This is a genomic window from Planctomycetia bacterium (assembly GCA_016795155.1).
Classification (GTDB): domain Bacteria; phylum Planctomycetota; class Planctomycetia; order Gemmatales; family HRBIN36; genus JAEUIE01.
Genome location: JAEUIE010000022.1, coordinates 42461 through 68786, shown reverse-complemented (window position 1 = coordinate 68786; position 26326 = coordinate 42461). Strand labels below are relative to the sequence as shown.

The 26326-nt window shown below is 50.9% G+C and carries 22 protein-coding genes; 9 read left to right on the top strand and 13 right to left on the bottom strand.

The features are described 5' to 3' along the window. Nucleotides 1-13 precede the first annotated feature (13 nt). A complete protein-coding gene (locus JNJ77_09205; GenBank protein ID MBL8822750.1) occupies nucleotides 14-1099 on the bottom strand; it encodes a Rieske 2Fe-2S domain-containing protein in 1086 nt (361 codons plus the stop codon). 94 nt (nucleotides 1100-1193) lie between these two features. Between JNJ77_09205 and JNJ77_09200 the strand changes: the two genes are divergently transcribed. Together JNJ77_09200 and JNJ77_09195 are read left to right on the top strand one after the other, a co-directional pair. Then, complete coding sequence (locus tag JNJ77_09200; GenBank protein MBL8822749.1) at nucleotides 1194-1877, top strand: hypothetical protein; 684 nt, start codon at nucleotides 1194-1196, stop codon at nucleotides 1875-1877. 21 nt (nucleotides 1878-1898) lie between these two features. Next, complete coding sequence (locus JNJ77_09195; protein MBL8822748.1) at nucleotides 1899-3119, top strand: DUF2088 domain-containing protein; 1221 nt, start codon at nucleotides 1899-1901, stop codon at nucleotides 3117-3119. Here the strand turns inward: JNJ77_09195 and JNJ77_09190 are convergent. Then, nucleotides 3116-4273: a serine/threonine protein kinase gene (locus tag JNJ77_09190; GenBank protein MBL8822747.1), complete on the bottom strand. Its 1158-nt coding sequence runs from the start codon at nucleotides 4271-4273 to the stop codon at nucleotides 3116-3118. The genes JNJ77_09195 and JNJ77_09190 overlap by 4 nt on opposite strands. A gap of 82 nt (nucleotides 4274-4355) precedes the next feature. Beyond that, the gene (locus JNJ77_09185; protein ID MBL8822746.1) at nucleotides 4356-5243 is read right to left on the bottom strand and encodes a pantoate--beta-alanine ligase; all 888 of its coding nucleotides are present in this window, start codon (nucleotides 5241-5243) and stop codon (nucleotides 4356-4358) included. A gap of 122 nt (nucleotides 5244-5365) precedes the next feature. Between JNJ77_09185 and JNJ77_09180 the strand changes: the two genes are divergently transcribed. Next, a complete protein-coding gene (locus JNJ77_09180) occupies nucleotides 5366-5884 on the top strand; it encodes a putative metal-dependent hydrolase (GenBank protein ID MBL8822745.1) in 519 nt (172 codons plus the stop codon). A gap of 120 nt (nucleotides 5885-6004) precedes the next feature. Here the strand turns inward: JNJ77_09180 and JNJ77_09175 are convergent, their stop codons facing one another. The 6 genes from JNJ77_09175 to JNJ77_09150 all read right to left on the bottom strand — a co-directional run bounded on the left by JNJ77_09175 (nucleotide 6005) and on the right by JNJ77_09150 (nucleotide 12258). Next, on the bottom strand, nucleotides 6005-7075 hold the full coding sequence (locus tag JNJ77_09175; GenBank protein MBL8822744.1) for a 6-phosphofructokinase: 1071 nt from the start codon (nucleotides 7073-7075) through the stop codon (nucleotides 6005-6007). Between the two features lie 73 nt (nucleotides 7076-7148). Beyond that, nucleotides 7149-8522, bottom strand: coding sequence for an acetyl-CoA carboxylase biotin carboxylase subunit (gene accC, locus JNJ77_09170; protein MBL8822743.1), 1374 nt, complete (start codon nucleotides 8520-8522; stop codon nucleotides 7149-7151). A gap of 9 nt (nucleotides 8523-8531) precedes the next feature. Beyond that, entirely contained in the window at nucleotides 8532-9014 is a 483-nt protein-coding gene (gene accB, locus JNJ77_09165; GenBank protein ID MBL8822742.1) for an acetyl-CoA carboxylase biotin carboxyl carrier protein, read from the bottom strand. A gap of 103 nt (nucleotides 9015-9117) precedes the next feature. Then, nucleotides 9118-10242, bottom strand: coding sequence for an aminopeptidase P family protein (locus JNJ77_09160; GenBank protein ID MBL8822741.1), 1125 nt, complete (start codon nucleotides 10240-10242; stop codon nucleotides 9118-9120). A 70-nt stretch (nucleotides 10243-10312) separates the two neighbouring features. Then, nucleotides 10313-11506, bottom strand: coding sequence for a fumarylacetoacetase (gene fahA, locus JNJ77_09155; protein MBL8822740.1), 1194 nt, complete (start codon nucleotides 11504-11506; stop codon nucleotides 10313-10315). Continuing rightward, complete coding sequence (locus JNJ77_09150) at nucleotides 11497-12258, bottom strand: hypothetical protein (GenBank protein MBL8822739.1); 762 nt, start codon at nucleotides 12256-12258, stop codon at nucleotides 11497-11499. Before JNJ77_09150 ends, fahA begins: the two co-directional genes overlap by 10 nt. A gap of 193 nt (nucleotides 12259-12451) precedes the next feature. Between JNJ77_09150 and JNJ77_09145 the strand changes: the two genes are divergently transcribed. From JNJ77_09145 to JNJ77_09120, 6 genes are all read left to right on the top strand, one after another. Further along, nucleotides 12452-15046 carry a protein kinase gene (locus JNJ77_09145; protein MBL8822738.1) on the top strand — a complete coding sequence of 865 codons (2595 nt, stop codon included), beginning with the start codon at nucleotides 12452-12454 and terminating at the stop codon, nucleotides 15044-15046. 255 nt (nucleotides 15047-15301) lie between these two features. Then, the gene (locus tag JNJ77_09140) at nucleotides 15302-16660 is read left to right on the top strand and encodes a DUF1501 domain-containing protein (GenBank protein MBL8822737.1); all 1359 of its coding nucleotides are present in this window, start codon (nucleotides 15302-15304) and stop codon (nucleotides 16658-16660) included. Nucleotides 16661-16693: 33 nt separating this feature from the next. Beyond that, nucleotides 16694-17140, top strand: coding sequence for a hypothetical protein (locus JNJ77_09135; GenBank protein ID MBL8822736.1), 447 nt, complete (start codon nucleotides 16694-16696; stop codon nucleotides 17138-17140). Between the two features lies 1 nt (nucleotide 17141). Continuing rightward, complete coding sequence (locus JNJ77_09130) at nucleotides 17142-18380, top strand: PQQ-binding-like beta-propeller repeat protein (GenBank protein ID MBL8822735.1); 1239 nt, start codon at nucleotides 17142-17144, stop codon at nucleotides 18378-18380. A 590-nt stretch (nucleotides 18381-18970) separates the two neighbouring features. Then, nucleotides 18971-19426 carry a TraR/DksA C4-type zinc finger protein gene (locus JNJ77_09125; GenBank protein MBL8822734.1) on the top strand — a complete coding sequence of 152 codons (456 nt, stop codon included), beginning with the start codon at nucleotides 18971-18973 and terminating at the stop codon, nucleotides 19424-19426. 256 nt (nucleotides 19427-19682) lie between these two features. Next, nucleotides 19683-20753, top strand: a complete 1071-nt coding sequence (locus JNJ77_09120; protein MBL8822733.1) for a trypsin-like peptidase domain-containing protein — start codon at nucleotides 19683-19685, stop codon at nucleotides 20751-20753. Between the two features lie 53 nt (nucleotides 20754-20806). Here the strand turns inward: JNJ77_09120 and tig are convergent, their stop codons facing one another. The 4 genes from tig to JNJ77_09100 all read right to left on the bottom strand — a co-directional run bounded on the left by tig (nucleotide 20807) and on the right by JNJ77_09100 (nucleotide 26301). Further along, the gene (gene tig, locus JNJ77_09115; GenBank protein ID MBL8822732.1) at nucleotides 20807-22273 is read right to left on the bottom strand and encodes a trigger factor; all 1467 of its coding nucleotides are present in this window, start codon (nucleotides 22271-22273) and stop codon (nucleotides 20807-20809) included. 220 nt (nucleotides 22274-22493) lie between these two features. Beyond that, nucleotides 22494-23585, bottom strand: a complete 1092-nt coding sequence (locus JNJ77_09110; GenBank protein MBL8822731.1) for an NTP transferase domain-containing protein — start codon at nucleotides 23583-23585, stop codon at nucleotides 22494-22496. Between the two features lie 2 nt (nucleotides 23586-23587). Then, nucleotides 23588-24373, bottom strand: coding sequence for an MBL fold metallo-hydrolase (locus JNJ77_09105; GenBank protein MBL8822730.1), 786 nt, complete (start codon nucleotides 24371-24373; stop codon nucleotides 23588-23590). Between the two features lie 206 nt (nucleotides 24374-24579). Then, nucleotides 24580-26301 carry an MFS transporter gene (locus tag JNJ77_09100; protein ID MBL8822729.1) on the bottom strand — a complete coding sequence of 574 codons (1722 nt, stop codon included), beginning with the start codon at nucleotides 26299-26301 and terminating at the stop codon, nucleotides 24580-24582. Nucleotides 26302-26326 lie beyond the last annotated feature (25 nt).

The following is a 26326-nucleotide window of genomic DNA, read 5'->3' as shown; positions in this document are numbered from 1 at the left end:
GAGATACTACATCTTATTTCATCTGTAACTGGCATGCCAGTAAACTATGGAAATGATGCACCCCTTGTTCGCGACGCACACTGTAACGGCCTGTATCAAAGGATTGACTTAACAATCCTCGTTGAACATCTTCGCAAATGCCCACATCTTCTGCCTGTATCAGATCTGCCACTTTCATGCTCTCCGTCTGCCTGGCAATAGCTTCAGGCGATTGATCCTTTCCATGGAAGTAGAAATCAAAGACGACCCTGCACCTGTCTGGCCCCATGGGATACACCACATTGGTATCCATCACACCTTCGTAGGCATTGAGCATCAGATTGGGAAATATCCACCAATAGGCTGCTGCCTGGCCGGTTCGTACCTGGGCGGCTCCCTGGTCATCACCTGCCTGTGGCGCTCGCAGTGGGCTTGATTGCACACTGGTATACTTAAAGCATTCTGTCTTGTAATTCTTGTAGTCCAGCACGCCTGCCAGTGAAGGATGGATGGCGTTCACATGGTAGCCACCATCGAGATAGTTATCGATGAAGACTTTCCAGTTGCATTGGAGAATGTATTCCTTTTGACCCACACAGCGCAATTGCTCAATGTTGAAAGCCTGCAATTTCTCGGGCATGGGATGGAGGGCATCGGTTAATGCGATAGCTGGCTTCCCGAGATGAACAAAAACCAGTGGCCCCCAGGTATCCACGTGCACTACAGGCAATCCGTTCTCTTCCCGCTTGAACCCGGTAACGCCATCAAACTCAGGCACGCCTCGCAATTGGCCGGAAAGATCGTATGTCCAGCCATGGTAGGGACATCGCAATCGATCAGTATGACCACACGAAGTGGTCACTACACGTGCAGCCCGGTGTCGGCACACGTTGATGAAGCTTCGCAAAATTCCATCTTCGCCTCGAATCACCAGAATGGGTTCATCGGCGATTTGTACCGTCAAGAAGTCACCGGGTTTGGTTACCTGATCCGTGCGGCCTGCGTAAATCCAGGTGTTGTTCCAAAGAAGAGCTTTTTCCTTCTGGTAGATCTCAGGGGATGTGTACCATAGCGAGGGAATCGTCGATGCCTCATTCAATGGTAAAACCTGATAATTCACGTTCGCACCTCGGTTTCTACACAGCAAGACTTACGAGTAATTTCCTGTAACTTACCAGTAGGACATGAAGAATACTATTCCGGAATTCCAAACAATGCATTCATTCAATTGGGAACGGACTGATAATGGAAAAGCTATCGCTCGAATTCAGGATATGGTGTTGCATTGCGATGCACTCAAGGGGTTATCTCTGACTGCAGGTCATCTGCATCTGAATTTACTTTTAGGTCTTGAAGTGGTAGATGCCATCAACCTGGGTCCACAACCTCTGGCTTCGCCAGGATCGATACCGGATATGATCATCCGACAAAATACACTGACGGTGCAGTATGCCCCGACGACGAAACGACCCGTGGAATGCCAGGCACGCTGGCAACTTCACCCAGAAGGAATTATCGACCTGGAAGTATCTACGCTGACACCCGGTAAATGGGATGGATTAGCAGTGCAGACACGAACTCAGTTTAAAACTCAGAAGGCGGATGTCGAAGTTGTCATCGACGAATCTGTCAAGCCTGCCATGTTGATTTACCGCCCGATGGGATTAGAGATCAGCTATGCTGAGTTTTGTCATCCACAGGATGGAATAGAACTGTATCATCAGACAGATTCAGGCATGACTACTACACGGTTTCGGTTATTCGGTCACGATCTGGAAAAGGGGGTCATACTGCGAGGCAGACTGCGAAGTATCGTGGTGCCTCGCGCATTTGACATGCTGGCTGCCCACGCAGCGCGTGATCGATTTATGTCGGAAACACCTAATCTGGCCTTGTAATTCACTCTGAAGCTATCTCGAATGTCTACGATTAAACTGAATACCGGTTCGCAAACAGTGGAATACCAGATCCCGGATGGGAAATGGGTACAGGGACAGTATGAAAGTAAATCGCCTGCCCTACCTGATCTTCTGCACGCTGTGGCTGAACAGCTTGAAACTCCGCTGGATTTCCCTGCATTGCGCAGCGCCTTGACGCCAGATGATCATCTCGTGATTGTCTTTCGAGATTCCATGAACGGCGCTGTTCAGGCACTTCAGGCAGTCTTGGAGCATATCCAACAAGCTGGTGTTCAGATGGAACAGGTAATCGTTCTGATGCCATCGCAGCAGGAACCCATCTGGAAGCAACAACTTCCAGCTCATTGCCTGGGATTTCATCTCGAATACCACGATCCAGCAACTTCCAAGATGGCCTACCTGGCAAGTACGAAGGCAGGCCGACGTATTTATCTCAACAGGCACGTGGTGGATGCTGATCAGATTATTATTCTCAGCAATGTTCGGTTCGATGCTATTTATGGCATTGCCTGCGGACTTGCTGATGTGTTTCCCGTGTTAAGTGATGTTCCAACTCGTACCGAGCTGAATCGAGTTTTTCATTCGCATGTACCAGACTTGAAGCATTCCTTTCCCATCTGGGGAGAGGCTGAAGAAGTCGGCTGGCAACTGGGTATGCCGTTTGTAGTTTGTCTGGCCGAGGGCATAGGCACAGCAGTGAATCAGGTTTTTGCCGGAAATGCTGCTGCCATGCGCAAACAAGCCGACAACTGGCTCAGGAAGCATGCGACATACCGATTGCCGTACCAGGTAGATCTGGTGGTTATCACGTTGACTGGAACGCCAGATCAACAGGATTTCACCTCAATTGCAGAGGCAGCGATTCATGCAAGTCGAATCGTCCATCAAGGAGGGCGTATCGCCATTCTTTCTGAAGTATCCGGCGTATTACCACAGGGTTCTGAGATATTTTCAGCAGCCGAAACTGCGGTGGCAGGACTATCGCAACTTCGGCATCAGCCGGAGGTGGATCGCTTGCCCTGGTGGCAACTGGCAACAGCTTTGGAACAGGCAACGGTTTATCTTTTCAGTCATTTGTCGCAGGAAGTCACGGAAGCATTGTTTATTACACCACTGGATAATCCAAGCCAGGTGGGGCAACTCATGGAACAGGCAAAAACGGTGGCGATAGTGGAAGGTGGTAATCGTACTTTGATGGAGCTGAGTAAATCGCCAAGTTAATGGCTGAGAATTTTGATAATCAGCAAGGCGATCAGCGCTACACTGCAAATGGCAATGAGGGCAACCAAAGTAAACATCAGAGTCTGTCGGCTTACATCTTGTTGAATCTCTTCCGTGACCTCTTGAACCTTGGGTGTTTCGGTTGAATCTTTCTCAACTGGTGGTTTAGCCACCGTGTTTTTGTTACGCTTGCTTTCCGCGTGGTACATGTCTTGAAGGATATCTGCAACTTCCTTGGCCGATCCTGGTCTGTCAGCAGGATTTTTGGCCAGCAAGCGAAGGACGAAATCGTCTAATGCTTCCGGGATATCGGGCTTGTGGTTCCGCATCGATTGCGGGTCATCCACCGCCAGTGATGTGAGCAACGACAGGGTGTCTTCACCTTCAAAGGGATATTTCCTGGTACACAGCCGGTAAAGGACCACTCCCATGCTGAAAAGGTCGCTGCGGGGATCAAGTTCCTTGCCTCGTGCCTGTTCAGGAGAAACGTAGTGTGGTGTGCCGACGACCATGCCAGCCTGCGTCACGCCACCTTCCTGCTGGGCATATTTCGCCAAGCCGAAATCGAGAAGTTTGAGTCGTGTTTTACCCGCCTGCTTGTCGATGACTTCCAGCCAGATGTTGGCGGGTTTGACATCACGGTGAATCAAACCGTTGGCATGAGCAACCGCCAGGCCACGTGCGATTTCACGGCCCAGTCGCATGATCTGAATCCAGTTCAGTCTTTTCTTTTTCTGAATGATCTCTTCGAGCGACTGCCCTTCCAGAAACTCCATGGCCAGGTAGGGTATGCCCTGCTCTTCGCCAACATTGTAGATGGTGACGATGTGCTCATGTTTGATGGCAGAGACCATGCAGGCTTCGCGTAAAAAACGTTCCTTGGAGACCTGATGCATTGCCAGTTCGGGTCGCAACGTCTTGATGGCGACTCTTCTCTTGAGCACCGGGTCTTCAGCCAGGTAGACATTTCCCATGCCGCCTTTGCCGAGCAACTTCATCACTCGGTACTGCCCAAACTTCTCAGGAAAAACCTGATCGAGACTGGGAATCGGAATCTGTTCAGCGGTCGGCTGATCTGCGCTAGGGAACTTGCCCAACGTATCGTGCGGGATGGGAGTAACTTTCGGCAGCACTTTGTCTGAAGGAGTATCCATATCTCAACTCGGGCAAGTGATTACAGTGTAGCAATTCTTCGAGCAAATCAACAGTCTAAATTTAGGGAGATACATTAAAATTTCATGCCAAAGCATTTTCCCCCAGTTGCATGTTATCGATTAAGCGGGTTTCACCAAATCTGGCTGCAATCAAGGCTAATGCAGGCCCTTCGATGCGGCTGATCGGCTGAAAAGTTTCTGGATTCACAATGACGGAATACTCCTTTTCGCAGCCTTCCGTTTCTTCCAGCATACCGGCCATGATGACTTGAAGCAGCCCTGCATCACGTTCACCTTCTATGACGCGCTCTCTTACTTCATTTAATGCATGGTATAAAACTGTAGCGTTTTCGCGCTGCTTCGATGTCAGGTAGCGATTACGTGAACTCATGGCGAGTCCGTCATTTTCTCTCATAGTGGGGCAGACAACAATCTCGACAGGCATCGAGAGTTCACGCACCATGGTCTGGATCACAGATACCTGCTGGGCATCTTTCTGACCAAAATATGCCTTATCGGGCAAGACCTGGTTGAACAGTTTATTGACAACCGTTGCCACGCCACGGAAATGTCCCGGGCGGGATTTGCCATCCAAGATATCGGATATGTCCGGCACTTCCACAAACGTGCTGCGCGCCCGCTCGCCAGCGGCAAAACTGGCTTTGCCATACATTTCTTCCACACTCGGCGTGAATACCAGTTGTGCACCAGCCTGGTTGCACATTTCAACGTCTTTCTCGAGCGTGCGTGGATACTTATGGTAATCTTCGCTTGGTCTGAATTGCGTGGGATTCACAAAGATGGAGACAATGGAATAATCACATTCTTCCACTGATCGCTTTATCAAGCTCACATGTCCGGCATGTAATGCTCCCATGGTTGGCACAAAGCCAATACGTTGTCTCTTCTTTCTTGATTGATGAACTGCTTGACGTAATTCCCGGACTGTTGAGACGATAGTGGTATTCATGACCTTATCGTAACACAACCAGGTTGTTTGTACATTGTTATTAGAACGGCTTTCACCATGCCCCCTCACCCTCAACTCCTAAAGGGGAGAGGGGTGAACAAAATGAGTTTCAGGAGAAATCCATGCCTGATCGACCGGAGAATCCTGCTGGTTCCTATGTAGCCAACCCAAAACCAACCGAGCAGCAACGGAGTGAACTGATCAACATCATTAAGCAATTCCCGAAAAAACTGCGACAGGTGGTTGAAGGTCTCACTCCTGAGCAACTCAAAACGAAATATCGCAACTGGACCGTGCAACAGATTGTCCATCACCTGGCAGACAGCCATGTCAACGCCTATATTCGATTCAAAATGGCACTGACAGAGATCAGACCGACGATTAAACCTTATGACGAAACACGCTGGTCATCGCTGGAGGAGCCGCAAACCACCGATGTCGTCATCTCGTTGAATTTACTGGATGCACTGCATACCCGATGGGTGCGTGTGCTGGAAAACATGCACGAACAGGATTTTCTCCAGTCGTATTTTCACCCGGAACATCAAACCGTGGTTTCTCTTGGTGAAGCACTGGGAGCGTATGCCTGGCATTGCAAGCATCATCTGGCACAGATTGAGTTGGTTAAAAAAGAGGGGTGAGGGGATAAATGTGTCAGAGTAACTCGTTACTCTCCACGCGGCTGCTGGGTGTGCAGGAACAGTCTTGCTTTGCAGGGTTATGCATAGGCAAATGCATAACCCTACGACGGTTTACCTGTCCTAATTCTCCTGTGTCTTTTCGGTCATGTTGGCGCCGGGAAACCACTCAGCTGCTTCCTGATAGTAACGCATATCCTGTCGTTTGAGCGCAGTGACAGCTTCTGCCAATGGTACGGAGGTAATCTGCCCGCCTTTGAGGGCTGCCATCTGTCCCCATTGGCCATCCAGCACTAATTCAGCAGCTTTGATGCCATAGCGTGTTGCCAGCACACGATCAGCGGCACTGGGAGCGCCGCCTCGCTGGAGGTGGCCCAGGATTACACAACGTGTTTCGATTTTGGTCTGCTGTTCAATGATCTTGGCTACGACATCGCCAATGCCACCTAATCGAACGTGGCCAAATTCATCGTACTCGCCGACGCTGGTCACCATGCCAACTTCAGGCAGCCTGGCACCTTCACTGACAATCACGATGCCATGCGTTTTACCTTCTTCTTTGTTCTTGAGCAAAGTTGCACAGAGATGCTCTACATCGGTTGTTACTTCTGGCAACATGATGTAATCAGCGCCAACCGCCATGCCAGAGAGGCAGGCAATCCAGCCCGCATGACGGCCCATGGTTTCCACGACAATAATTCGTCGATGGGAATCTGCAGTGGTTCGCAGACGATCTACTGCTTCCATGACGATGTTCAGTGCCGTGTCAAAACCAAAGGTGACATCGGTTGCGTTCAGATCGTTGTCGATGGTTTTGGGAACGCCCACGACAGGCACCTGATAAAGATGGTGCAATTTGTGGGCAACACCCAGTGTATCTTCGCCGCCGAGGGCCACGAGAGCAGTCAGTTCATGCTTCTTGATCGTATCCAGCACCTTGGTTACTGCTTCGCACTTTTCACCCTTCTTAAAGGGATTAGTGCGTGATGAACCGAGGATGGTGCCTCCCAGACCGATGATGCGGTCGGTTTCGCGTGGCTCCAGCGGCCGACTATGATCTTCCACCAGGCCGCGCCAGCCTTCGAGAAACCCGATGCATTCACCACCTGCGTTACTGATCTTGCGGACTACTGCACGAATCACTGCATTCAGGCCTGGACAATCGCCACCGCCAGTCAATAGACCTACGCGCATCAAACAAACTCCTGAATAAATGCTCACTCTGACAGCTACCAACTTTTGGAAAAAAGCAGCAGGCTGAACAGAGTTAGCTTTTGAGTGCGGGACGTTCCTTCGATTTGCCTGCAAGATAGCGTTCGATCATGGTGGTATCCACATGACCTTCTACAAAGTTGGCAAGCTCGAAGATTTCTTTATGGAGAGGAATGGTGGTTTTGATGCCTTCGACCGCGAACTCGCGGAGAGCTCGTCGCATCGTGGCAATGGCTTCAGCCCGTGTAGGCTGATGCACCAGCAGCTTGGCTACCATGGAATCATAATTGGGAGGGACACGGTAGCCAGTCACAACATGCGTATCAAGCCTGACACCCGGCCCGCCAGGAGTCTGCCAGCGGCTGATGGTTCCCGGTGATGGAGCAAACTCACGTGCCGGGTCTTCAGCATTGATACGGCATTCGATGGCACATCCACGATGTACCACTTGTTTCTGAGTGAAGGAGAGCGGTTCGCCCGCTGCCACGCGAATCTGTTCTTTGACGAGATCAATACCCGTCACCAGTTCTGTGACAGGATGTTCAACCTGGATGCGTGAATTCACTTCGATGAAGTAGTACTTGTGATCTTTGTCTACGAGAAACTCGCAGGTACCGGCGTTATAGTAGCCTGCTGTCTTCGCGAGTCGAACAGCAGCCTGGCACATTTCTTCACGAACTTTGTTTGGCAGATGTGGTGCTGGAGATTCTTCAACCAGTTTCTGATGACGACGTTGCAGTGAACAATCGCGTTCCCACAGATGAACTACGGTGCCCTTGGTGTCTCCAATGAACTGCACTTCGACGTGGCGAGGCTGCTCGACATATTTCTCGAGAAAGACGCTGCCATCCTTGAATGCAGCTTCGGCTTCCTGCCGTGCCTGTTTCAAACCGGTTTTCAGGCTGATTTCATTATGGGCGACCCGCATGCCACGACCACCGCCACCGGCGGCAGCTTTGACCAGCACCGGGTAACCAATCTGTGCTGCGATTTTGATGGCTTCTTCGTCTTTGGTAATCAGCCCTTCTGAGCCGGGAACCAATGGGACCTTGGCAGCACGGGCAATCTTCTTGGCTTCATTCTTGTTGCCCAGTTTTTTCATGGCATCGGCAGGTGGGCCGATAAATTCAATGCGACAATCGCGACATATCTGGGCGAAGTGTGCATTCTCTGAAAGGAAGCCATATCCCGGATGTATAGCCTGCACATCGGCCAGTTCAGCAGCAGCTATGATACGACCAATATGCAAGTAGCTCTCTGCCGCGGGAGGTGGACCGATACAAATGGCTTCATCGGCCAGCTTGACATAGGGTGCATCGCGATCTGCTTCGCTGAATACGGAAACTACCTGGATGCCCAGATCACGACAGGCCCGAATCACCCGTAAGGCAATTTCACCACGATTAGCAACGAGGATGCGCTTGAACATCAGTTTCGATTAATCCGGATCAACCAGGAAAAGGACTTGACCGTATTCCACGGGTGCTTTGTCATCTACTTTGATAGATGCAACGGTACCTGAAACCTCTGCAGGAATCTCATTGAAAACTTTCATCGCTTCAATGATGCAAACTACCGTGTCAGGTTTAACCTTGGAGCCGACTTTGATAAAGGGTTCAGCATCAGGGCCGGAGGCACGGTAGAAGGTACCGGGGGTCGGACTCTTGATGGTTATCTGTTTTTTCCCGGGAGTTGGAGCCGGTTCCGATGCTGCTGGAGAAGCTGGAGCAGGAGCTGCTGTAACTGCTGCAACAGGAGCGGCAGGTGCTGCAACAGGCATGGTTGCCACGGCAACATGTTTCGGACCGCGACGAAGGCGAATGACCTGATCGCCTTCTTCCAGGTGCACTTCAGTTAATTCATGCTGGCTCATCAATTTGACGAGATGATCAACCACTTGAACATCAAATGGCCGAGGCATGTTGCTATTCTCAGTTTTCTTTGGGTCAGCCACGTTGGCATTCTCCCTGTGAGTGAGTTCGTGACTCACATAAAAGCGTAAATCTTCAATATCCAACCGGAGGTTATGACCAGTAGACTTCCATTGCTTCAAAATCTCTTGGCAATGTGGAGAGTCGCTGGGCACCGCCGGGAGTAATCAGATAGTTATCCTCAATTCTCACTCCTCCCCATTCAGGGAGGTAGATACCAGGCTCAATCGTCACCACCATTCCGGGTTGGAGAATGGTCTCCATACCCAGTCTCATTTGTGGCGCTTCATGAACATCGAGGCCGATGCCATGTCCTAAACCATGCGAGTAGGGAACCAATCCCCTAGCTTCAATTTCAGTGCGAGCAGCAACATCAATGGCAGAACCAGGAATACCCGGTTTGATGGCAGCTGCAGCAGCTTCATGAGCGACCAGCACAGCGTCGTAGATTGGCTTCAGCCTTGAAGTTATGTTTTTATGAAGGGGTAAGGTTCTGGTCAAGTCAGAGACATAACCATCGGTTCGAGCACCCCAATCGACCAGCAATAATTCCTGTTCTGCAATAATTTGCCTGGTTGGAGGTGCATGAGGCAAGGCGGCACGAGGACCTGCAGCAATAATTGCCGGGAAACTGCCCTGCTCTGCACCACCATCACGCAAGAGCATCTCTATGCGATGATAAAGGGCCAGTTCACTATCTACCGGCCTTAAGTACTGTTTGAATCGGGTAAATGATTGTTCAGCAACCTGAATAGAATGCTGAATAGCGATAATTTCCGATTCATCTTTGATCATGCGTAACTGTTCGACTGCATCTCCCAATGCATTCCAGTGAACAGCAGGCAATCCGGAACGATACATCTCGAATTCAAAGATCGTCAGGTGTATTGCTTCACAGCCAATACTTTTCCAACCCGTTTTCTGTAACCGACTGATGGCAGCGGCTGGAAGTTTTTGCCCGGCAGGGCGAATGTACAATTCAACGCCGGGGCACTCTTCCTGCAACTGCTGAGTATACCGCCCATCACTGATCAGAAGTGTCAACGAGGAATTCAGCAGCAAGTAGGTAGAGTCGCCGGTAAAGCCGGTGAGATATCGAACATTGGTTGGATTGGTAACGAGAATTCCCTGCAGGCCAATCTTCTCGATCATGCTGGCCAGACGATCACGACGCTGTTCATAAGGATGAGGCAATGGTTCCAGTAATTTCTCGATCATACATGATCCTGCTGGTGTAATTCTTTGAACAGCATAACTGGTTCTTTGCAGGATGCCAGCGGAATGCGGATTAAACTACGGTTCCCCGGCACGTACCCATGCCAATTCGAACGTAGCCCTCACGCTGGCAAAATGCAGTCATCACAACCTCATCCCCATTTTCGAGGAAGGTGCGTTGCTCACCATCTGGGAGAACCAAAGGCTCCTTCCCACGCCAGGTCAGTTCAAGAAGACAGCCTCGGTTGCTTTTATCTGGTCCGGAAATGGTGCCGCTGGCGATCAGGTCGCCGGGGCGAATTGCACAACCGTTCGATGCATGATGGGTAAGCATCTGGCCCAGTGTCCAATACATGGATGCGAACGATGCTCGACTGACCAAATGAGGTTGATTCATGGATTTGGATTTGAGCAGCGTTTCAACCGTGATATCAAACGCACCCTGGCTTGGTTCTTTCAGGTAAGGCAAAACAGGAACATCATGTGCTGATGCTTCTGTTCGAAACGGTTCCAGCGCCTCCAAGGTTATCATCCACGGAGAAACGGAGGTTGCGAAATTTTTTGCAAGGAAGGGGCCTAATGGCTGATATTCCCAACGCTGAATGTCGCGTGCCGACCAGTCATTGACCAGACAGACGCCAACCAGATGTTTCCTCGCCTGACCTGCTGGTATCGGCTCACCCTGTTTGTTGCCGGGGCCAAGATAAACTCCCAACTCGGTTTCGTAATCGAGTTCCTGGCTTGGCCCAAACTTGCCTTCGCCCAATTGTCCCGTGGGTCGTCGAATATCAGTGCCACTCACCACAATAGTCGATGATCGCCCATGATAGGCAATAGGCACATGCTTGTAATTGGGTAACAAGGGATTATCTGGACGAAACATGCTGCCAACGTTGGTGGCATGATGAATGGATGCATAAAAATCGGTGAAGTCGCCGATAGCCATGGGCAACAGCATCTCGCATTCAGACTGTAAATGCAGATTCGTTTTCTTCGAGTCGCTGGATAACAATCTGCTCCATTCAGATCGAAGTGCCTGCCGATCTTCAACATTCATCGCACAATACTGATTGAGTGTCTGCCCAGGCAGCCAACTGCTGACATCGAGGATGCTGTCTCCAATGGCGACTCCAATGCGAGGCGAACCACCACGAGGCTGATAGACACCTAACGGTAGGTTTTGAATGGGGAAATCGCAATCCGGTTTATTCGCTGATTCCACCCAGCTTCGCAATGCGGGATCATGTGTCTGATCAATCATAACCATCCTCGTGCTTGCAGGTCTTGAACAGGTTCTTCAAAGGAACATGACCCAAAGGCATGGGCAAACTGTTTTCTTGCTTCGTGAATCTGGGATTGGCTAAGCGTGCGATCCTTCCACGCAAGGTGTAGATCAAAATGAAATGCATCGGGATCCTCTTCACACAGTATGGGAAGAATATCTCGATCCCCATGCCAGGCGAACGATGCAGCCATGAAGACATTCAGAAAGCCGTGCATGGTGGCACGAGGTGAATCTGGTGCGTAGGTCAATGGGTAGACTGCACGCACCGGGTGATGCAATCCTGCTGTCGCCTTGAATGGCAACCGTAACTCAGCACATTGGATGATGAAGTCTGCCACAACTTCGACACTTGGTATACCTTCCGGCTTAACACTGCCTGTCCGTATTTTGGCGAAGCAACCTGTTTCTTTTACCTTAGCTAAATCATTGAGTGGCACTTCACAATAGACTGGTTTATCAACGGCAAGTATCCGTCTCGTTTCGACTGCAGCGACGCCTTGAACATCGTCTTCAGCCAACACCGACAAATGCGACTTCAACTCTGCCGATACTTTATTCATGTCAGTAGAATTGATTACAAACCATCGAAGCATCCAGGCATGTTCATGTTGTAAATACTGCTGAAACTTCTCAATCGCAGCAAAACAGGATAAATGTGCTGGAGGGAACATACCAGCATAGTCTATAATGCCATGAAGGAGAGCATGCAGGGCTGGAGATACCGCTTGTGGCATTTTCAATTGCTCCATGTCTCGCGACAGCGTGGCTTATGACCAATTACCTGGAAGAACTACTATTGATCAGCATATCAGTCGAGTAATCACATCAAAAATGATATTCGAAGAGAGGGTAATGTTTTTTTATTTTCTCAGGTTACAGTATTTGCCTTAACTTGATGACTGACCTATCCTTCCACAGGAGGTCGCTATGCCAACTGACACCGCTAATTCATTCCTTGAAAGTCTGAAAAAGAGTGAATTGCTGACGCAGAAAGAACTCGACGACGCCTTGATGAATTACTCAGGCGATACGGATGATACCGCGCGACTGTGCCAGTTCTTCGTACGCAGCAAGCTTCTCACGGAATTTCAGGCCAAGTTCCTCAAAGCCGGAAAGTACAAAGGCTTGACCATAGGCCCCTATCACATTCAAAGCAAACTGGGTGTGGGTGGCATGGGTATTGTTTACCTGGCCGAACACAAGAAAATGGGACGACGGGTTGCGATCAAAATCCTCCCCGAAGATCGACTCAAGGATCAGCTGGCGGTTGAGCGATTCTATCGTGAAGCACGTTCTGTAGCGACATTGGACCACGTCAATATTGTCAAAGCACATGATGTGAATGAGCACGAAGGCTGCCATTACCTGGTCATGGAATATGTGGATGGCACCAATCTGCAGAAACTGGTGGAGAAAAAAGGGTTCCTTCCCTGGAAAGCTGTCTGCAATATTCTGATTCAGGTTTGTCGCGGCTTGCAGCATGCCCACGAGCGTAGTTTTGTACATCGCGATATCAAGCCTGCCAATCTGCTCCTGGAAAAATCCGGGCAAGTCAAGATTCTCGACTTTGGATTGGCAAGATCGTTAGAGAAGAGGGACGATAACCTGACAGCAGACCTGTCGGAAGGCAAGGATGTGCAGGGGTCAATTGATTTTGTTTCGCCCGAACAAGCTATCGCCAATGCTGCGATCGACATTCGTGCAGATATTTACAGTCTGGGTGCAACAGCCCATGTACTTCTGACAGGTCAATCACCAGTCCATGGCACACCTGCGCAGAAACTGGTGCAGCATCAGTTGCAGATGCCTACCCCGGTTCATCACATCAGGCCCGAAATCCCCGTTGCCCTGTCTGAGATTGTCACCCGGATGCTTGCAAAACAGCCTTCACAACGGTTTTCAACGCCGGATGAAGTCATCTCTGCACTTCGAAGTCTGACCAATCCAACGGCAAGCCTGATAACCGATGTGACCATACTGAATGACATCAGCACTGCTCCGATTGAACAGCCGACAACGGGTTCTTTTGCCAACACGACTGCCGACGTCAGGGTTCATGACACCGCTTCAACCAAGCGGATTACCAAGAAGTTGCCACGAAGCAAGAAGTTCAAAAAGAAACAGAGCAAGAGCGATATGACGAAGTGGATTGTCATTGCTGCTTCGTTGCTCATTCTTGTAGGCGGCATTTGGGGGTTGGTAGCACTATTCTCTGGTGTAAGTGCAGAGCGCAAAGAAGAGATCAGTTACAAGGCTGAGGACATCATCAAGCGCATGCAGACAGATATTGAAAAGGCTCACAGGAATGCTGCTAATAATCAGAATCCCAAACCCGGAACAGATGTAGGATCCGGCAATAGTTTCGGACGCATCACTCTTGGTAATAACAAGAATGATAAGGAGGAAAAACCTCAAGCTGATCCTGAAACTGCTCAGAAGCCATCAACCGATACACCTCCGGGAATACCAGGTAACAATGATCCACCACCAGGCATTCCAACGACTTCCAATTCTGGTACTTCTGATTCATCACAGGACAAACTGGCGTCGAAGCCTCCAGAAAATAATCCCGGAAACAACACCGGTAATTCGAACGTTGGAACAGGTGCGTTGGGACGAAGTGCCAACTACGATGACCCTACCACTGGCAGCAGTCCAGTACCCGGATCGAACACTAACAACACCAATGCTCCTGGAATCGGCACGAACACTTCTCCTGCCAACCGGCCAACTCTGGGAGGTGGGCAACCATTACCAGTTACTTCTGGAGGTACTTCCAATAATCAGGTTCCTCCTGGCACTGCTCCTTCGAGCAATAGTTCTGGACAACCAGCAACCCAGCGACCATCAGTGGAGAATGCTGGATCAAACTGGAAGCCTGCTGTTAACCGAAATATTCCAGCTAAGAATAATAACTCACGCCAGGCACCTGCTAATCGTAACACGAATCAACCAGGTGGCGGCTCATTCAATGTGAATTCGAACGGAACAGGAACTGGTTCAGCACCGGCATCAAATCCTCCCTCACCGGGTGCGCTCAATACCACTTCGAACAGCTCACTACTGAAGGCTGGCAGCAAGATGGTTGATATTGTGGGTGAAGACCTCGATGGAAGGAGCATGAAACTTTCAGAAAATGACGGCAAAGTCGTGCTGATCAGCTTCTGGGGGTATCATTCACCTGATTGTGTGAGTATGTTTTTCTACGATAATTCACTCATCACACGGCACAATGGTCGCCCCTTCGTTATGGTTGGCGTTAATACCGATACCAATGAGCAGGTCATTGCCAAAGGGTTGGCAGCCTACAAACAGAATCGAAGATCATTCAAGAATAAACTGCCTGACGGGACCCTGGTAACCAAAGCATTGAATATCAATACTGTCCCAACCATGATCCTGGTAGATCATCGTGGTGAGATCAGAAAAGTCTGGACGGGTGTGCCGGATACGCGAGAGATTGATTTTATGGTAGATAGTGTAGTGAGAATTGCAGAAACCGCACTCGAGACGAAGAGATAAGCTACCCGCCATCCCCATTATCCATGTAACAAGGCGAAGCTCTGCTTCGCCTTGTTTCATTTGAAACACCTGGAAGGGTTCTAAAAGGCTTAATGTCTAGAAGCCGGGTCTGAACTGAGTTCTCACTTGCAATTCATCGCAGTTCGGCTATCCTTAAAGACGACAATGAATTAGGTGTTCTGCTGACCGGTCCAGCTCCTACGGACCCTGCTGCACTTAACTGCCTACCTGACTGCCTGACGCGGAGACAACTCCATGCTCACCCTCTTTGGTCGATCCTCCTCCACGCTTTGCGATGGTGTTACTCGACGCAACTTCCTGAAAATTGGCGGATTAGGTGTATTGGCAGGTGGGCTGAACCTTTCCACCCTGATGCAGAATGAGGCCAATGCCAATAACAAGGCCACCCGACACAAAGCAGTCATCAACGTCTTTCTTGGTGGTGGGCCGCCTCATCAGGACCTTTTTGATCTGAAGATGGATGCACCTTCCGAAATTCGGGGGGAAATGAAGCCCATCAAAACCAATGTTTCGGGCATCGAAATCTGTGAGGTGTTTCCTCGGCTGGCCCGGAAGATGAATCATTGTGCAGTGATTCGTTCTGTGGTGGGCTTGCGTGATGAACATGCATCGCATCAGTGTTTTACCGGTTGGCCGAGCAATGGCCCGAGTGCCTTGACTGCTCTGGGTGGCCGGCCCAGCATCGGGGCAGCGTCAGCCAGGCTGCTGGGACCGGTTGACCCTGCGGTACCGAGTTTCGTGGGACTGGCAGCACGCACGCAGCATACCCCATGGTCAGACCCGGGTGCGTATGGCTTTCTGGGGCCAACCTATGCCCCGTTCAAGCCAGATGGCCCGGGCATGGCCAATATGACTCTCAAAGGCGTTTCCCTCGAACAACTGAATGACCGTCGCAAGCTATGCAGCAGTTTTGACGGACTGCGCAAGGAAATTGATGCTTCAGGCATCCTGGCAGGCGCTGACCACGCCAGCCAGCGTGCTTTTGATGTGCTCACCTCCAGCCGACTGGTGGATGCCCTTGATTTGTCGAAGGAAGATCCACGAATACGTGATCGCTATGGTGATGGTAAGCCCTATCAGTTCCAGTACGATGGCGCCCCAACCTGCAACGAACAATTTCTGATTGCCCGCCGTCTGATCGAAGCTGGTGTGCGTGTAGTTACTCTTAGCTATGGTCGATGGGACAGCCATGGCCAGAACTTCCAATTGGTACGAGATCATGGTGCCAAGCTGGATCAATGCCTTTCCGCATTGATAGAAGATCTGGAACAGCGGGGCATGCTGAACGATGTCTGTATCGCTGTCTGGGGCGAATTTGGCCGCACTCCCCGCATCAATAAGGAAGCAGGCCGCGATCATTGGTCACAGGTCAGTTGCGCATTGCTGGCTGGTGGAGGACTGAAAACCGGACAGGTGATCGGCTCCACGAATCGTTTGGGAGAATATGCCAAGGATCGACCGGTACATTTCGCGGACATTGTAGCCACGCTCTATCATGTGCTGGGAATCGATACCACCAAGACCACCATCAATGATCCAACCGGCAGGCCACAGTATCTGGTAGAAGGAAATCCCGTCTCTGAATTGATTTAGTTTCAAATCTTCCGTCGTACTTTGTACCATGTCATGATGGTATTTCTTCTATTGCTTACTTTTGTTCTTCACGATCTTTGCGCTAAAGTAGAGCGGCAAGGGAACCAGTTGCAGATCGAAGCCTGGTTCGATAATGATACTCCAGCTGATTTGGCAAACGTGCGAATCCTGCAGAACGACATAGTTATCCGCGAATCGAAGACGGATGATCGTGGACTGTGCACCATGCCCGCACCTGATCCAGGAAAATATGTTCTGCAGGTTCATGCCGGGGGTGGACATCGTACCGAAGTTGCCTTTACCATCGAATCTCAAATGACAGAGCAAGCTGCAGGCCGTACCCATGAAGAGGTTCAGCAGCGGCGCTGGTGGGGTACACTGGCAGGCCTCGCGTTAATCGCCCTTCTCACAGTGTTTGCCCGCAAGCTTATACCATCATCTCACTCTGCATCCGGTTCCTCAGCTGTTCCTGAAGGTTAACATGCGTAACGGTCTGGTACTCATCCTCTTATGCATCGTGACAGTTGCCCTCACAGCGGGTGACCATTGGACTGAATATCGTGGCAACCATGGAACTGGCCACGCTGCACCAGGTACCACGCTTCCACAAACCTGGAGTGAGAAAGAGAACATCCGATGGAAGACGGCCATTCATGGCAAAGGCTGGTCTTCACCGGTAGTTCTAAACAATCAAATCTGGCTGACCACCGCTCCGGAAGATGGCAAGCAACTATATGCCGTGTGCGTTGATCTTCAATCAGGTTCTATTCTTCACAACATCAAGGTGTTTGATGTGGAGAAGCCTGAGTTCTGCCATGCGACGAACAGCTATGCCTCCTGTTCGCCAGCCATCGAACCGGGTCGGGTGTATGTCCACTTTGGTTCATATGGCACAGCCTGCCTGGATACTGTTAATGGCGCCAAGGTTTGGGAACGTCGCGACTTTCCCTGCGATCACTTTCGCGGTCCAGGCTCTTCGGTCGTCTTATTTGAAGACCTGCTGCTATTGAGTTTTGATGGTGTGGATCAGCAGTATCTTGCTGCAATCAGTAAAACTGACGGCAAAACCGTCTGGAAGAAAGAGCGCAGCACGGACTACAAGACCAGTAACGGCGACAACAAGAAGGCCTACAGCACACCGGGATTGTTCAAGATCAACGGGGTTGTGCAGATGATCAGCCCAGGAGCAGTGGCCAGCATGGCCTATAACCCGAAAACGGGTGAAGAACTCTGGCATGTACGGCATGGTGGCATGAATGCGTCTGCCAGGGTACTGCATGGCCTGGGACACTTTTATTTCACTACAGGTGATGGCCCCAGCAATCTGATTGCTGTGCCTGATACTGGTTCTGCAGAACGTAAGCCGACATGGACCAATACTAAAACGGTTCCCAAGCGTAGTTCTCCGATTTTAATCGATGGCTTCATTTACATGATCAGCGATGCAGGTATTGTAACCTGTCTCGATGCCAGCAATGGCAAGGAACTCTGGCAGAAACGGCATGCAGGTAACTTCTGGGCCTCGCCGGTCTATGGAGATGGAAAGCTGTTTTTCATGAATCAGGAAGGCAACACACTGGTGCTGGCTCCGGGCAAGGAATACCGCTTATTAGCGGAAAATAAGCTGGAAACCGGTGGCAATGCCTCACCTGCTATTGTTGATAACAGTTTGATACTTCGCACGAGAAGCCATTTGTACCGGATTGCGGATAAACGATGACTCATTCAGCCCGCAAACGTTTATATGTAATGAATTGGCACGGTTAGCGTGCACGCAAACCGTGGCACACGTCTTGCGGGATTTCCTATGGGAGAAGTCGATTCATTGCTCCATGCAATAGTTAAGCAATCATGATTTTTACGATTATGCTGAACTAATTCAAATTCCCATCGTCTATGGTGTTAATGGTACCACTCGTGGCAGTGGAAGTGATTTCGTTGCCATGGTATTTCATTGAAATATGGCATTTCTCACAGCATGAGCCTGTAAAGTGCGCTAGGGTTGGACAACAACACAACGCTAAGTTACAGCTTAACGAACCGCACTGCACCAGAATGATGTGCCAAATTGGCAAAGGATTGCCTGATTGTGATACAAGGCTTGCAAGTTTCTCCCTGTCGCGCATTTAGTGTGAGACAAGAAGAAACGAATCCTGCGGCAGTATATCCAAAAACTGACCAGCAGAACAACAATTCTCCAGTGAATGGCATGATCCTTGCTCCTGTCAATTCACCTTTTAGTTGAAACGTTCTCGCTGGTTTGGCGAATAATGTCTCAACAACTGGTCTATCACCTTGAGGAGAACAACTATGGCACGAAATGATGCTTTACTGAAGCTTCATCAGCGCCTGGTTGAACGTCGAGATTCTCTCCGCGCCATCCTGGCACGGGATTTGGCCGATTTGAATATAGGCGATTCAACGGGCGATGAAGCCGACGCTGCGTTTGACAGCGGCGCTGAGGAAGTGAACAGCTCCCTTGCGGAGATCGAATCTCGTGAGCTGACGCTCATCGAGAAGGCGATTTCCAAGCTTAAACACGGGACCTACGGTATCTGCGAGCATTGCTCGAAGAAAATCGTAGTGGCACGGCTGAATGCACTGCCTTACAGTGTGTATTGCATGCCCTGTCAGCGGGAACTCGAAAGGAACCCAGCTGATTTCCATGACAATCGACGTGGTAACTGGGAAAATGTCTACGATTCTGCCCGTCGTTACCACGACGAACCCAGCAAGCTCGATCTGGCTGCGCTGGAACATGACTAACTGACAAACTGTAACACCTGGGCAAGCCGGTCGGTTTCGACCGGCTTGCAGTCTTTTATATCTGCATTTTCCACGATTCTGCTGCAACTGATCCTGAGTCAGACGGCTTGAACAGGTACAATGGCATCCAGGTAAGCCCACAATAGTTACTCTGCGGTGAATTGCACGGTTAGCGTGAGTACACGCAAACCGTGGCACCCGAACGCATGACTTTTTGCATGGGCTGTCAGGTTACTTTTGTCTGCGGAGTATTGCCATGATTCGCCTGCTGATAATCACCGCAGTCTTCTGCATCTCCAGTTCGTGGAGTATTGCCCAATCGCCACCGGTTGTCACCGATGTGGTAGCACTCAGCGAACGTTTCCAATTGGTTGCCAGGAAGCTGGCTCCATCGGTGGTTTCCATCGAAGCGCGTAAAACACAAACTGTCCAAAGCGTCAAGAAGCAACTGGAAGATTCAGGATCGGGCGTCATTGTCAAACTCGATAACCGGCCAGGCTACTATGTCTTTACCAACAACCATATTGTCGAGTATTCGCAACCTGAGAATATCATTCTGCAACTGGCGGATGGCAAGCTGATCAAACCCAAAAAGGTCTGGACGTACCCTGCTGCAGATATTGCTGTGCTGCATCTTGATACCAATGATAACCTTGCTTCTGCAGCTATTGGGAACAGCGATGAGTTACAACAGGGGCAATGGATACTGGCCATCGGTTCGCCATTCGGTCTCAGCCAATCTCTTACGCATGGCATCGTCAGTGCTTTGGGGCGTGGACAGGTCAGCCTGGGTTCCGAGATTCACATCAAGGATTTCATTCAAAGCGATGCAGCGATCAACCCCGGTTCCAGTGGCGGGCCATTGATCAATCTCAAGGGCGAAGTGGTCGGCATCAACACCGCTATTGCATCGCCCAGTGGTGGCAGCAATGGTATTTCCTTCAGCATTCCCATCAATTATTTCAAGAAGGCTGCAGAGCAATTGATTGACAAGGGCTTTGTATCACGAGGTTACATTGGCGTACAACTGGCGGTTTCACTGGAACCCTTTGAGGCACTGAAGTTGGGACTCGACCGAGGCTGGGGAGCCTTGATTGAAGATGTCCGCCGCGATGGCCCGGCTGGTAATGCCGGGTTGCAGCGAGGTGATGTTATTCTGGAGGTGAATCAGCAGGTTATTCGCAATGAAAACCACTGTATTAACATGATCAGCAGTTTGCCCATCGGCAAACCAGCCACGTTTGTGGTCTGGCGGGAACGACGCAGGGTAGTGGTTCAGTGCCCGATTGAAGATTATTCGGTTCGGTTTCCCAATATTCGAAAGTAAAACGAAGAAACCCACAGACAGCAGTCCGTGGGTTTCTGAATAGTAGAGTGTGTTTACTCTTTTTCTTTCTCGGTTTCAGCGGTTTCCAGAGCAGGAAGCACTTCTTCCTCGCTGCCTGATGCACTGCCTTCGATGGAGGCAACATTCGCCATGGGCTTGGCATCCAGGGGAACATCTTCATAGACCGCACTGGAGAGGACGAAGTCGAGGGTCTTGCGTTCGAGAACTTGAGTCATGAGGGCTTCCATCATGTTCTCACGTTCAATGCGGGCACGCACCTTGCGAGGCGATTCATCACTGGCCTCAGCCATGGTTTCGATTTCCTGCGTGATGTCATCATCTTCAACATCAATCTTCTCAACTTCGGAAATCTTCTGCAGAACGAAGTATTCTTTCAAGCCACGAGCTGTGGTGGCCATCGCATCCTGCTGAAGGAGTGCCAGCTGGCTGCGAATTTCTGGTTCCGAGAAGCCTGAGCTACGCATTTCCATGACGCGGCGATTGAGGGTCTTGGAAGCCTGACGGCGGAGCAGATCAAGGGGAAGATCCCAGGTGGCGGAACCAGCCAGGATTTCGAGCACCTGGCTGCGGGCCTGCTGGCGCTGTTCATACTGCAACTGGCGTTCGAGTGCTTCCTTGATCTTTTCCTTCAGTCCATCGGCGTTGTCTACACCCAGTTCGCTGAGGAATGCTTCGCTCAGTTCAGGCATCACGACTTTGGAAACGCTCTTGATGCTGAAATGGCCTTTCACCTTCTTGCCACGCAGGTTTTCATCAGCCAGTGCGTTGGAAAGAGTGATGTCAGCGATTTTCTCATCGCCTGGCTTGGCGCCTACGATGCTCTTGCCAAACTGCTCAGCGATGCCATCCTTGAAGGCCAACTGAGGATCGACTCGCAGCTGCAGGTTTTCGAAGGTGGAAAGCTGGTTGTCGCCGTCTTTCACTACGACATCAGCGACGACAATGTCATCCATAGCAGCAGGGCCATCTTTGTCTTCGGTGGTAGCAAAGCGACGCAGGAACTTGGTCTGGGCGTCGGCAATGTCAGCATCAGTGAAGGTTCGGGTTGGCCGCTTGATCTTCAGCCCCTTGTAATCGGGCAGATCGAACTCCGGTGCGACTTCGACATCAAATTCATAGGTGAGTGCCCCGTCTTTGGGCATATCGACCTTGAACGGATCAATCTGAGGCTGAGAAATGGGGTTGAGCTTGTAATCATCAGCCAGTTGTTCCAGGCTCTGGAGCAGCAGTTCGCCTTTGAGCTGATCTGTCACTTCCTTGTGGAACTGCTTTTCGACCAGCTTGCGAGGGGCCTTGCCTGGGCGGAAGCCGGGGGTGTGCACTTCTGGCATCATTTCCTTGAATTTGCTTTGAACGCGCTCGCTGATGTCGTTGGCAGCCACCACTACCTTGACATGCTTCAGGCAGGGGCCGGCATCCTGAATGGTAACTTCCTGGGTGAGCGGCTTGGGCTTCTCAGGCTCGGTGCTTGCAGGTGTCTCAAGGACTTCGCTCGCCATTGCTGACTACTCCGACAAAAATGCCGCGCCACGGCGCGGCTTCTGCTAATATTGTCTAACTAACGAACTAATAATGTAGGGAAACAGGGGTGAAAGGCCAGAGAATACAAAGTGCTCAGTGCTGGGTGCTCAGTGCTCAACTTAGTGGCTAATTCATTAGGAAATGTCAAAATATCCTATTCTCACTGAGAACGGAGCACTCAGCACCGAGCACTTGTCTTTAAAGCAAATCTTCCCGTTTTTTCTCCTTGAGATGCTCGACCAGTTTTTTGATGCCCGCTTCATCATCGCGACGGGCAATCAGCGTGTAGGGGCCTTCGCGAACGATCAGTAAATCCTCCACACCCACCGTGGCGATGATCTGGCCGGTAGTGTGGTCACCCATCACAATGCATCGACTGGTATCGAGCTTGATATGCTCAGCGCCGATGACCGTGTTGTGAAGTTCATCCTGCGGGAAGTGTCGTTCCAGGGCCTGCCAGCTTCCTACATCATCCCAACTGAATGGGGCAGGTAGCACCAGACCCTGCTGGCAATGTTCCATTACGGCATAATCAATGCTGATGCGTTTGAGCGGTTCAAATTCCCTGCGAAAGACTTCCAGCCGATCGGGCGTGGGCCAGGCTGCTGCGATTCGCTGTACCGCATCATGCAAGGTGGGATGCAGCCGCTTCAGTTCAGCCAGAATCGTGGCAGCACGCCAGACAAAGATGCCGGAATTCCAGTAAAAACAACCCGCATTGATATACTGCTGTGCTGTTACCGCATCGGGTTTTTCCTTGAATGCCTTGATGCGAAAAGCTTCGACGCCGCTGCGGCCTGGCAACTTTTCTCCTCGTTCGATGTAGCCAAAGCCTGTTGCGGCATAGGTTGGCGGAATACCGAATGTTACCAATGCCTGTGGATGTTCCTGGGTGAGTTCCACCGCTGCAGAGACTACCTTTTGAAACAATGCAATCGGCTCAATGACATGATCTGCCGGGGTTACCACCATGACCGCATCAGGATCGGCCTGGGCAACGAGTGCAGCAGCCACGCCGATGCAGGCTGCGGTATCGCGCCCCATCGGTTCAGGCACCAAGCGATCTGGCAGCAAGTCAGGCAACTGTTCATGCACCAGGCTTGCCATGCTGCTGCCCGTGACGACCCAGCGATGTTCCGGCCTGGCTATCGCTTCTATCCGGTCAAAGGCAATTTGAATGAGCGAACGGTCGCCAGTCAGTTTCAAAAACTGCTTGGGTCTGGCAGCCCGACTGCGTGGCCAGAACCGCGTTCCGCCTCCACCTGCCATGATGATCGCGTGAGTAGCCATCTTTAGAAATCCACTTTTAACCCGTCGTATGCCAACTTAATATGCTCTGGCAATTCGTTGCTGATTTCGGCATGATCCATTTCATGGCTGATGTGCGTGAAATAAGCCTTGCTCGGTTGCAGTTCCCGCACCGTATCAATTGCCTGTTCCAGCGAAAGATGGGCGGGATGATGCCGACGCCGTAGTGAATCTAGAATCAGCGTATCCAGCCCGGTGAGTAGATCTTTGCTGTTGTTGGGTATTCTGCTGACATCCGTGCAATAGGCGAGGTTGTGGATGCGGTAGCCGAGCACATTGAACCTTCCATGCTCCAGGTATACCGGTGTGATTTTTTCGCCCAGCACTTCAAACGGAACGCCCGGTTCAACTCGAATAAACTGAATCTGCGGCAACATACCTCGAGGCAGATGCTCCACGCCGTCGGCAAAGGCATAGGCGAAGACCTTGCGGACTACCGCTTCAGTTTCCTCATTGCAGTAAACCTGCAGCGGTCTTTCCAGATGACGGGGAAACAGCCTGACATCATCCAGGCCATAGAGATGGTCGACGTGGAAATGGGTGAGCAGGATAGCGTGAACGAAAGGCACTTTCTCACGCAGCAGCGACAGACGCAGTTCAGGCGGTGTATCGATGAGGATTCTGCCTTGCGGTACATTCAGTAGCACGCTGCTGCGATAACGATGGTTGCATGGGTTGGTGGAGGTACACACCTTGCAATCGCAACCGAGAACAGGAACACCGGTTGACGTACCTGTACCGAGAAATGTAAGTGAACGACCTGATGGCATACTCGCATTTTAGAATTTTGCGTTGTGATTGCATTGGTATTTGCGGTGGAATTTCCGATGCTATTTGGCCCTCGGCCCTTCGGGCCGGGGGCGTGACCGCGCGAAGGTGTAATGTTATTGCAAGGGAATATCGTAGTTGACAATCATCACCGCACGCACCCGCCCCCGACTTGAAGAGTCGGGGGCTAAATGGGGAAGAGGATTTTTTAGTGGAAGCCGCCGGCGGGTTGACCGGTGGGGAGCAGTTCTGCCTTGTAGCCTCCCCTGCCCTTGAAGTAGAGGATCAGGATGAGGTAGCAGACGAGCATGAAGATCGGGAAGACGACGACGGAAATATCAGTGAGCGAGAAGAGAGCGCTCTTCTTGGAGCCATCCTGAATATCCTTGACCGTCTTTTTGTCATCGTCCGAGAGTTTGGCCAGCTTGTCATTATCGATGGGCTGATATGGGCCAAACAGACTCGCCTTGGTCTGTCCCATCACCTTGTCGTGCAGTGCGGTGTGTTCTTTCTTGAGTGTGGAATCAATGTTCTGATCCTGGATGTTACCGAGCAAGGCAGCACCGAGCACACCGACTCCAAGCATACCCACGCCACCCATCATGTTGAGCGTGAGGGCACCACCCTTGGGAAACTGTTCCGAGACCACGCCCAGCATGGTTGGCCAGAAGAAAGTCTTGCCAAAACCATAGAGGGTCGCAGCCACCAGAATCATGATGCCTGTCGATTTGGAGAGTGCCATCAGGCCAACAGCGGCAATCAAGGCACTGACTGCGAGCAGACCCAGCGGAGTGAGCTTGTGCACGATGGGGCCTGCGAAGAAGAGTCGCAGGATCATCATGATGGCTGAGGTATATATGAGCACCCAGGCCGGATCGAGTTTGCCTACACCCATGCTGATGCCGAGGGCTGCCATTTCAGGTTCCATCAGGCTGGTGATCCAGGTGTCGGTACCCAGTTCGGTGATAGCCAGCGGAATCATGATTAGCATGAGGAAGAAGAACATGAAACGGCCCAGGGAAAGTACCCACAGACCGAAGAGCAGGCTGATGCCGAGAATGATGCCGAGCTTGACAGCGAGTTTCATTTCAATGGGGAACTGGAATTTGCCTAACTCAAGCGTATAGACCACCTTGCTCCACTCAGCACCGCCGAACAACTTGACTGCATCCATGCCTTCGAGAACGCGGGTCACTTCGAAAACGATCAGTGAGGTAACCACCAGAGCGCCCAGGAAGCCGACTTCCTTGAGCATATCGCGGTAGGAAACTCCCGCTGCAACACGCTCATTAACGGGGAATTTGCAGCCCAGCATCAATAAGCCGTACAGAACGACAGGAATAGCCAGCAATAGCACTCGCGTACACCAGACGGGAGCATCGGGAATGAGCTGAAGCTCAGGAGCGTAGTTTTTCATGCCGATGACTAGCAAGCCGGCAAGGACCAGTCCGCCGGGCCAACCTGCGTGCAGGATGTTGAGCCATTTGGTTTTATCGCGAGAGAACATGGTGGCTACAACGGGATTGATCACTGCTTCCACGGTGCCATTGGCCAAGGCGACAATAAAGTTGGCAAAGTAAAGAATCCAGTAGGCTGATTGCCGCATCTGATCTGCTTCAGCGGCAGGCAAGCCGGCGGCAGGCTTGAATTTGTAAGCGTAGATGGTGAGGGCAATGGAACCAAGGTGACAGATGAAGGCAAAGAACATTGCCTTTCCATAACCGATTTTGTCGATGATCAGGCTGAAGAGAACGATACTGATCGCGAAGGGCCAGAGGCCAACGCCGAAGATTTCACCTTTCTGTGTTTCGCTGAAGCCAAATTCGGCTGCCCAGGTATCCATCGTCAGGGCACGAATGATGAAACCAAACGACGTGGCAATGAGTGCAATGAAGCACGCAATAAAAAGCCGCATATTTCCACTGTTCATCGACGTTCTTTCCTGCTGGTTGGGT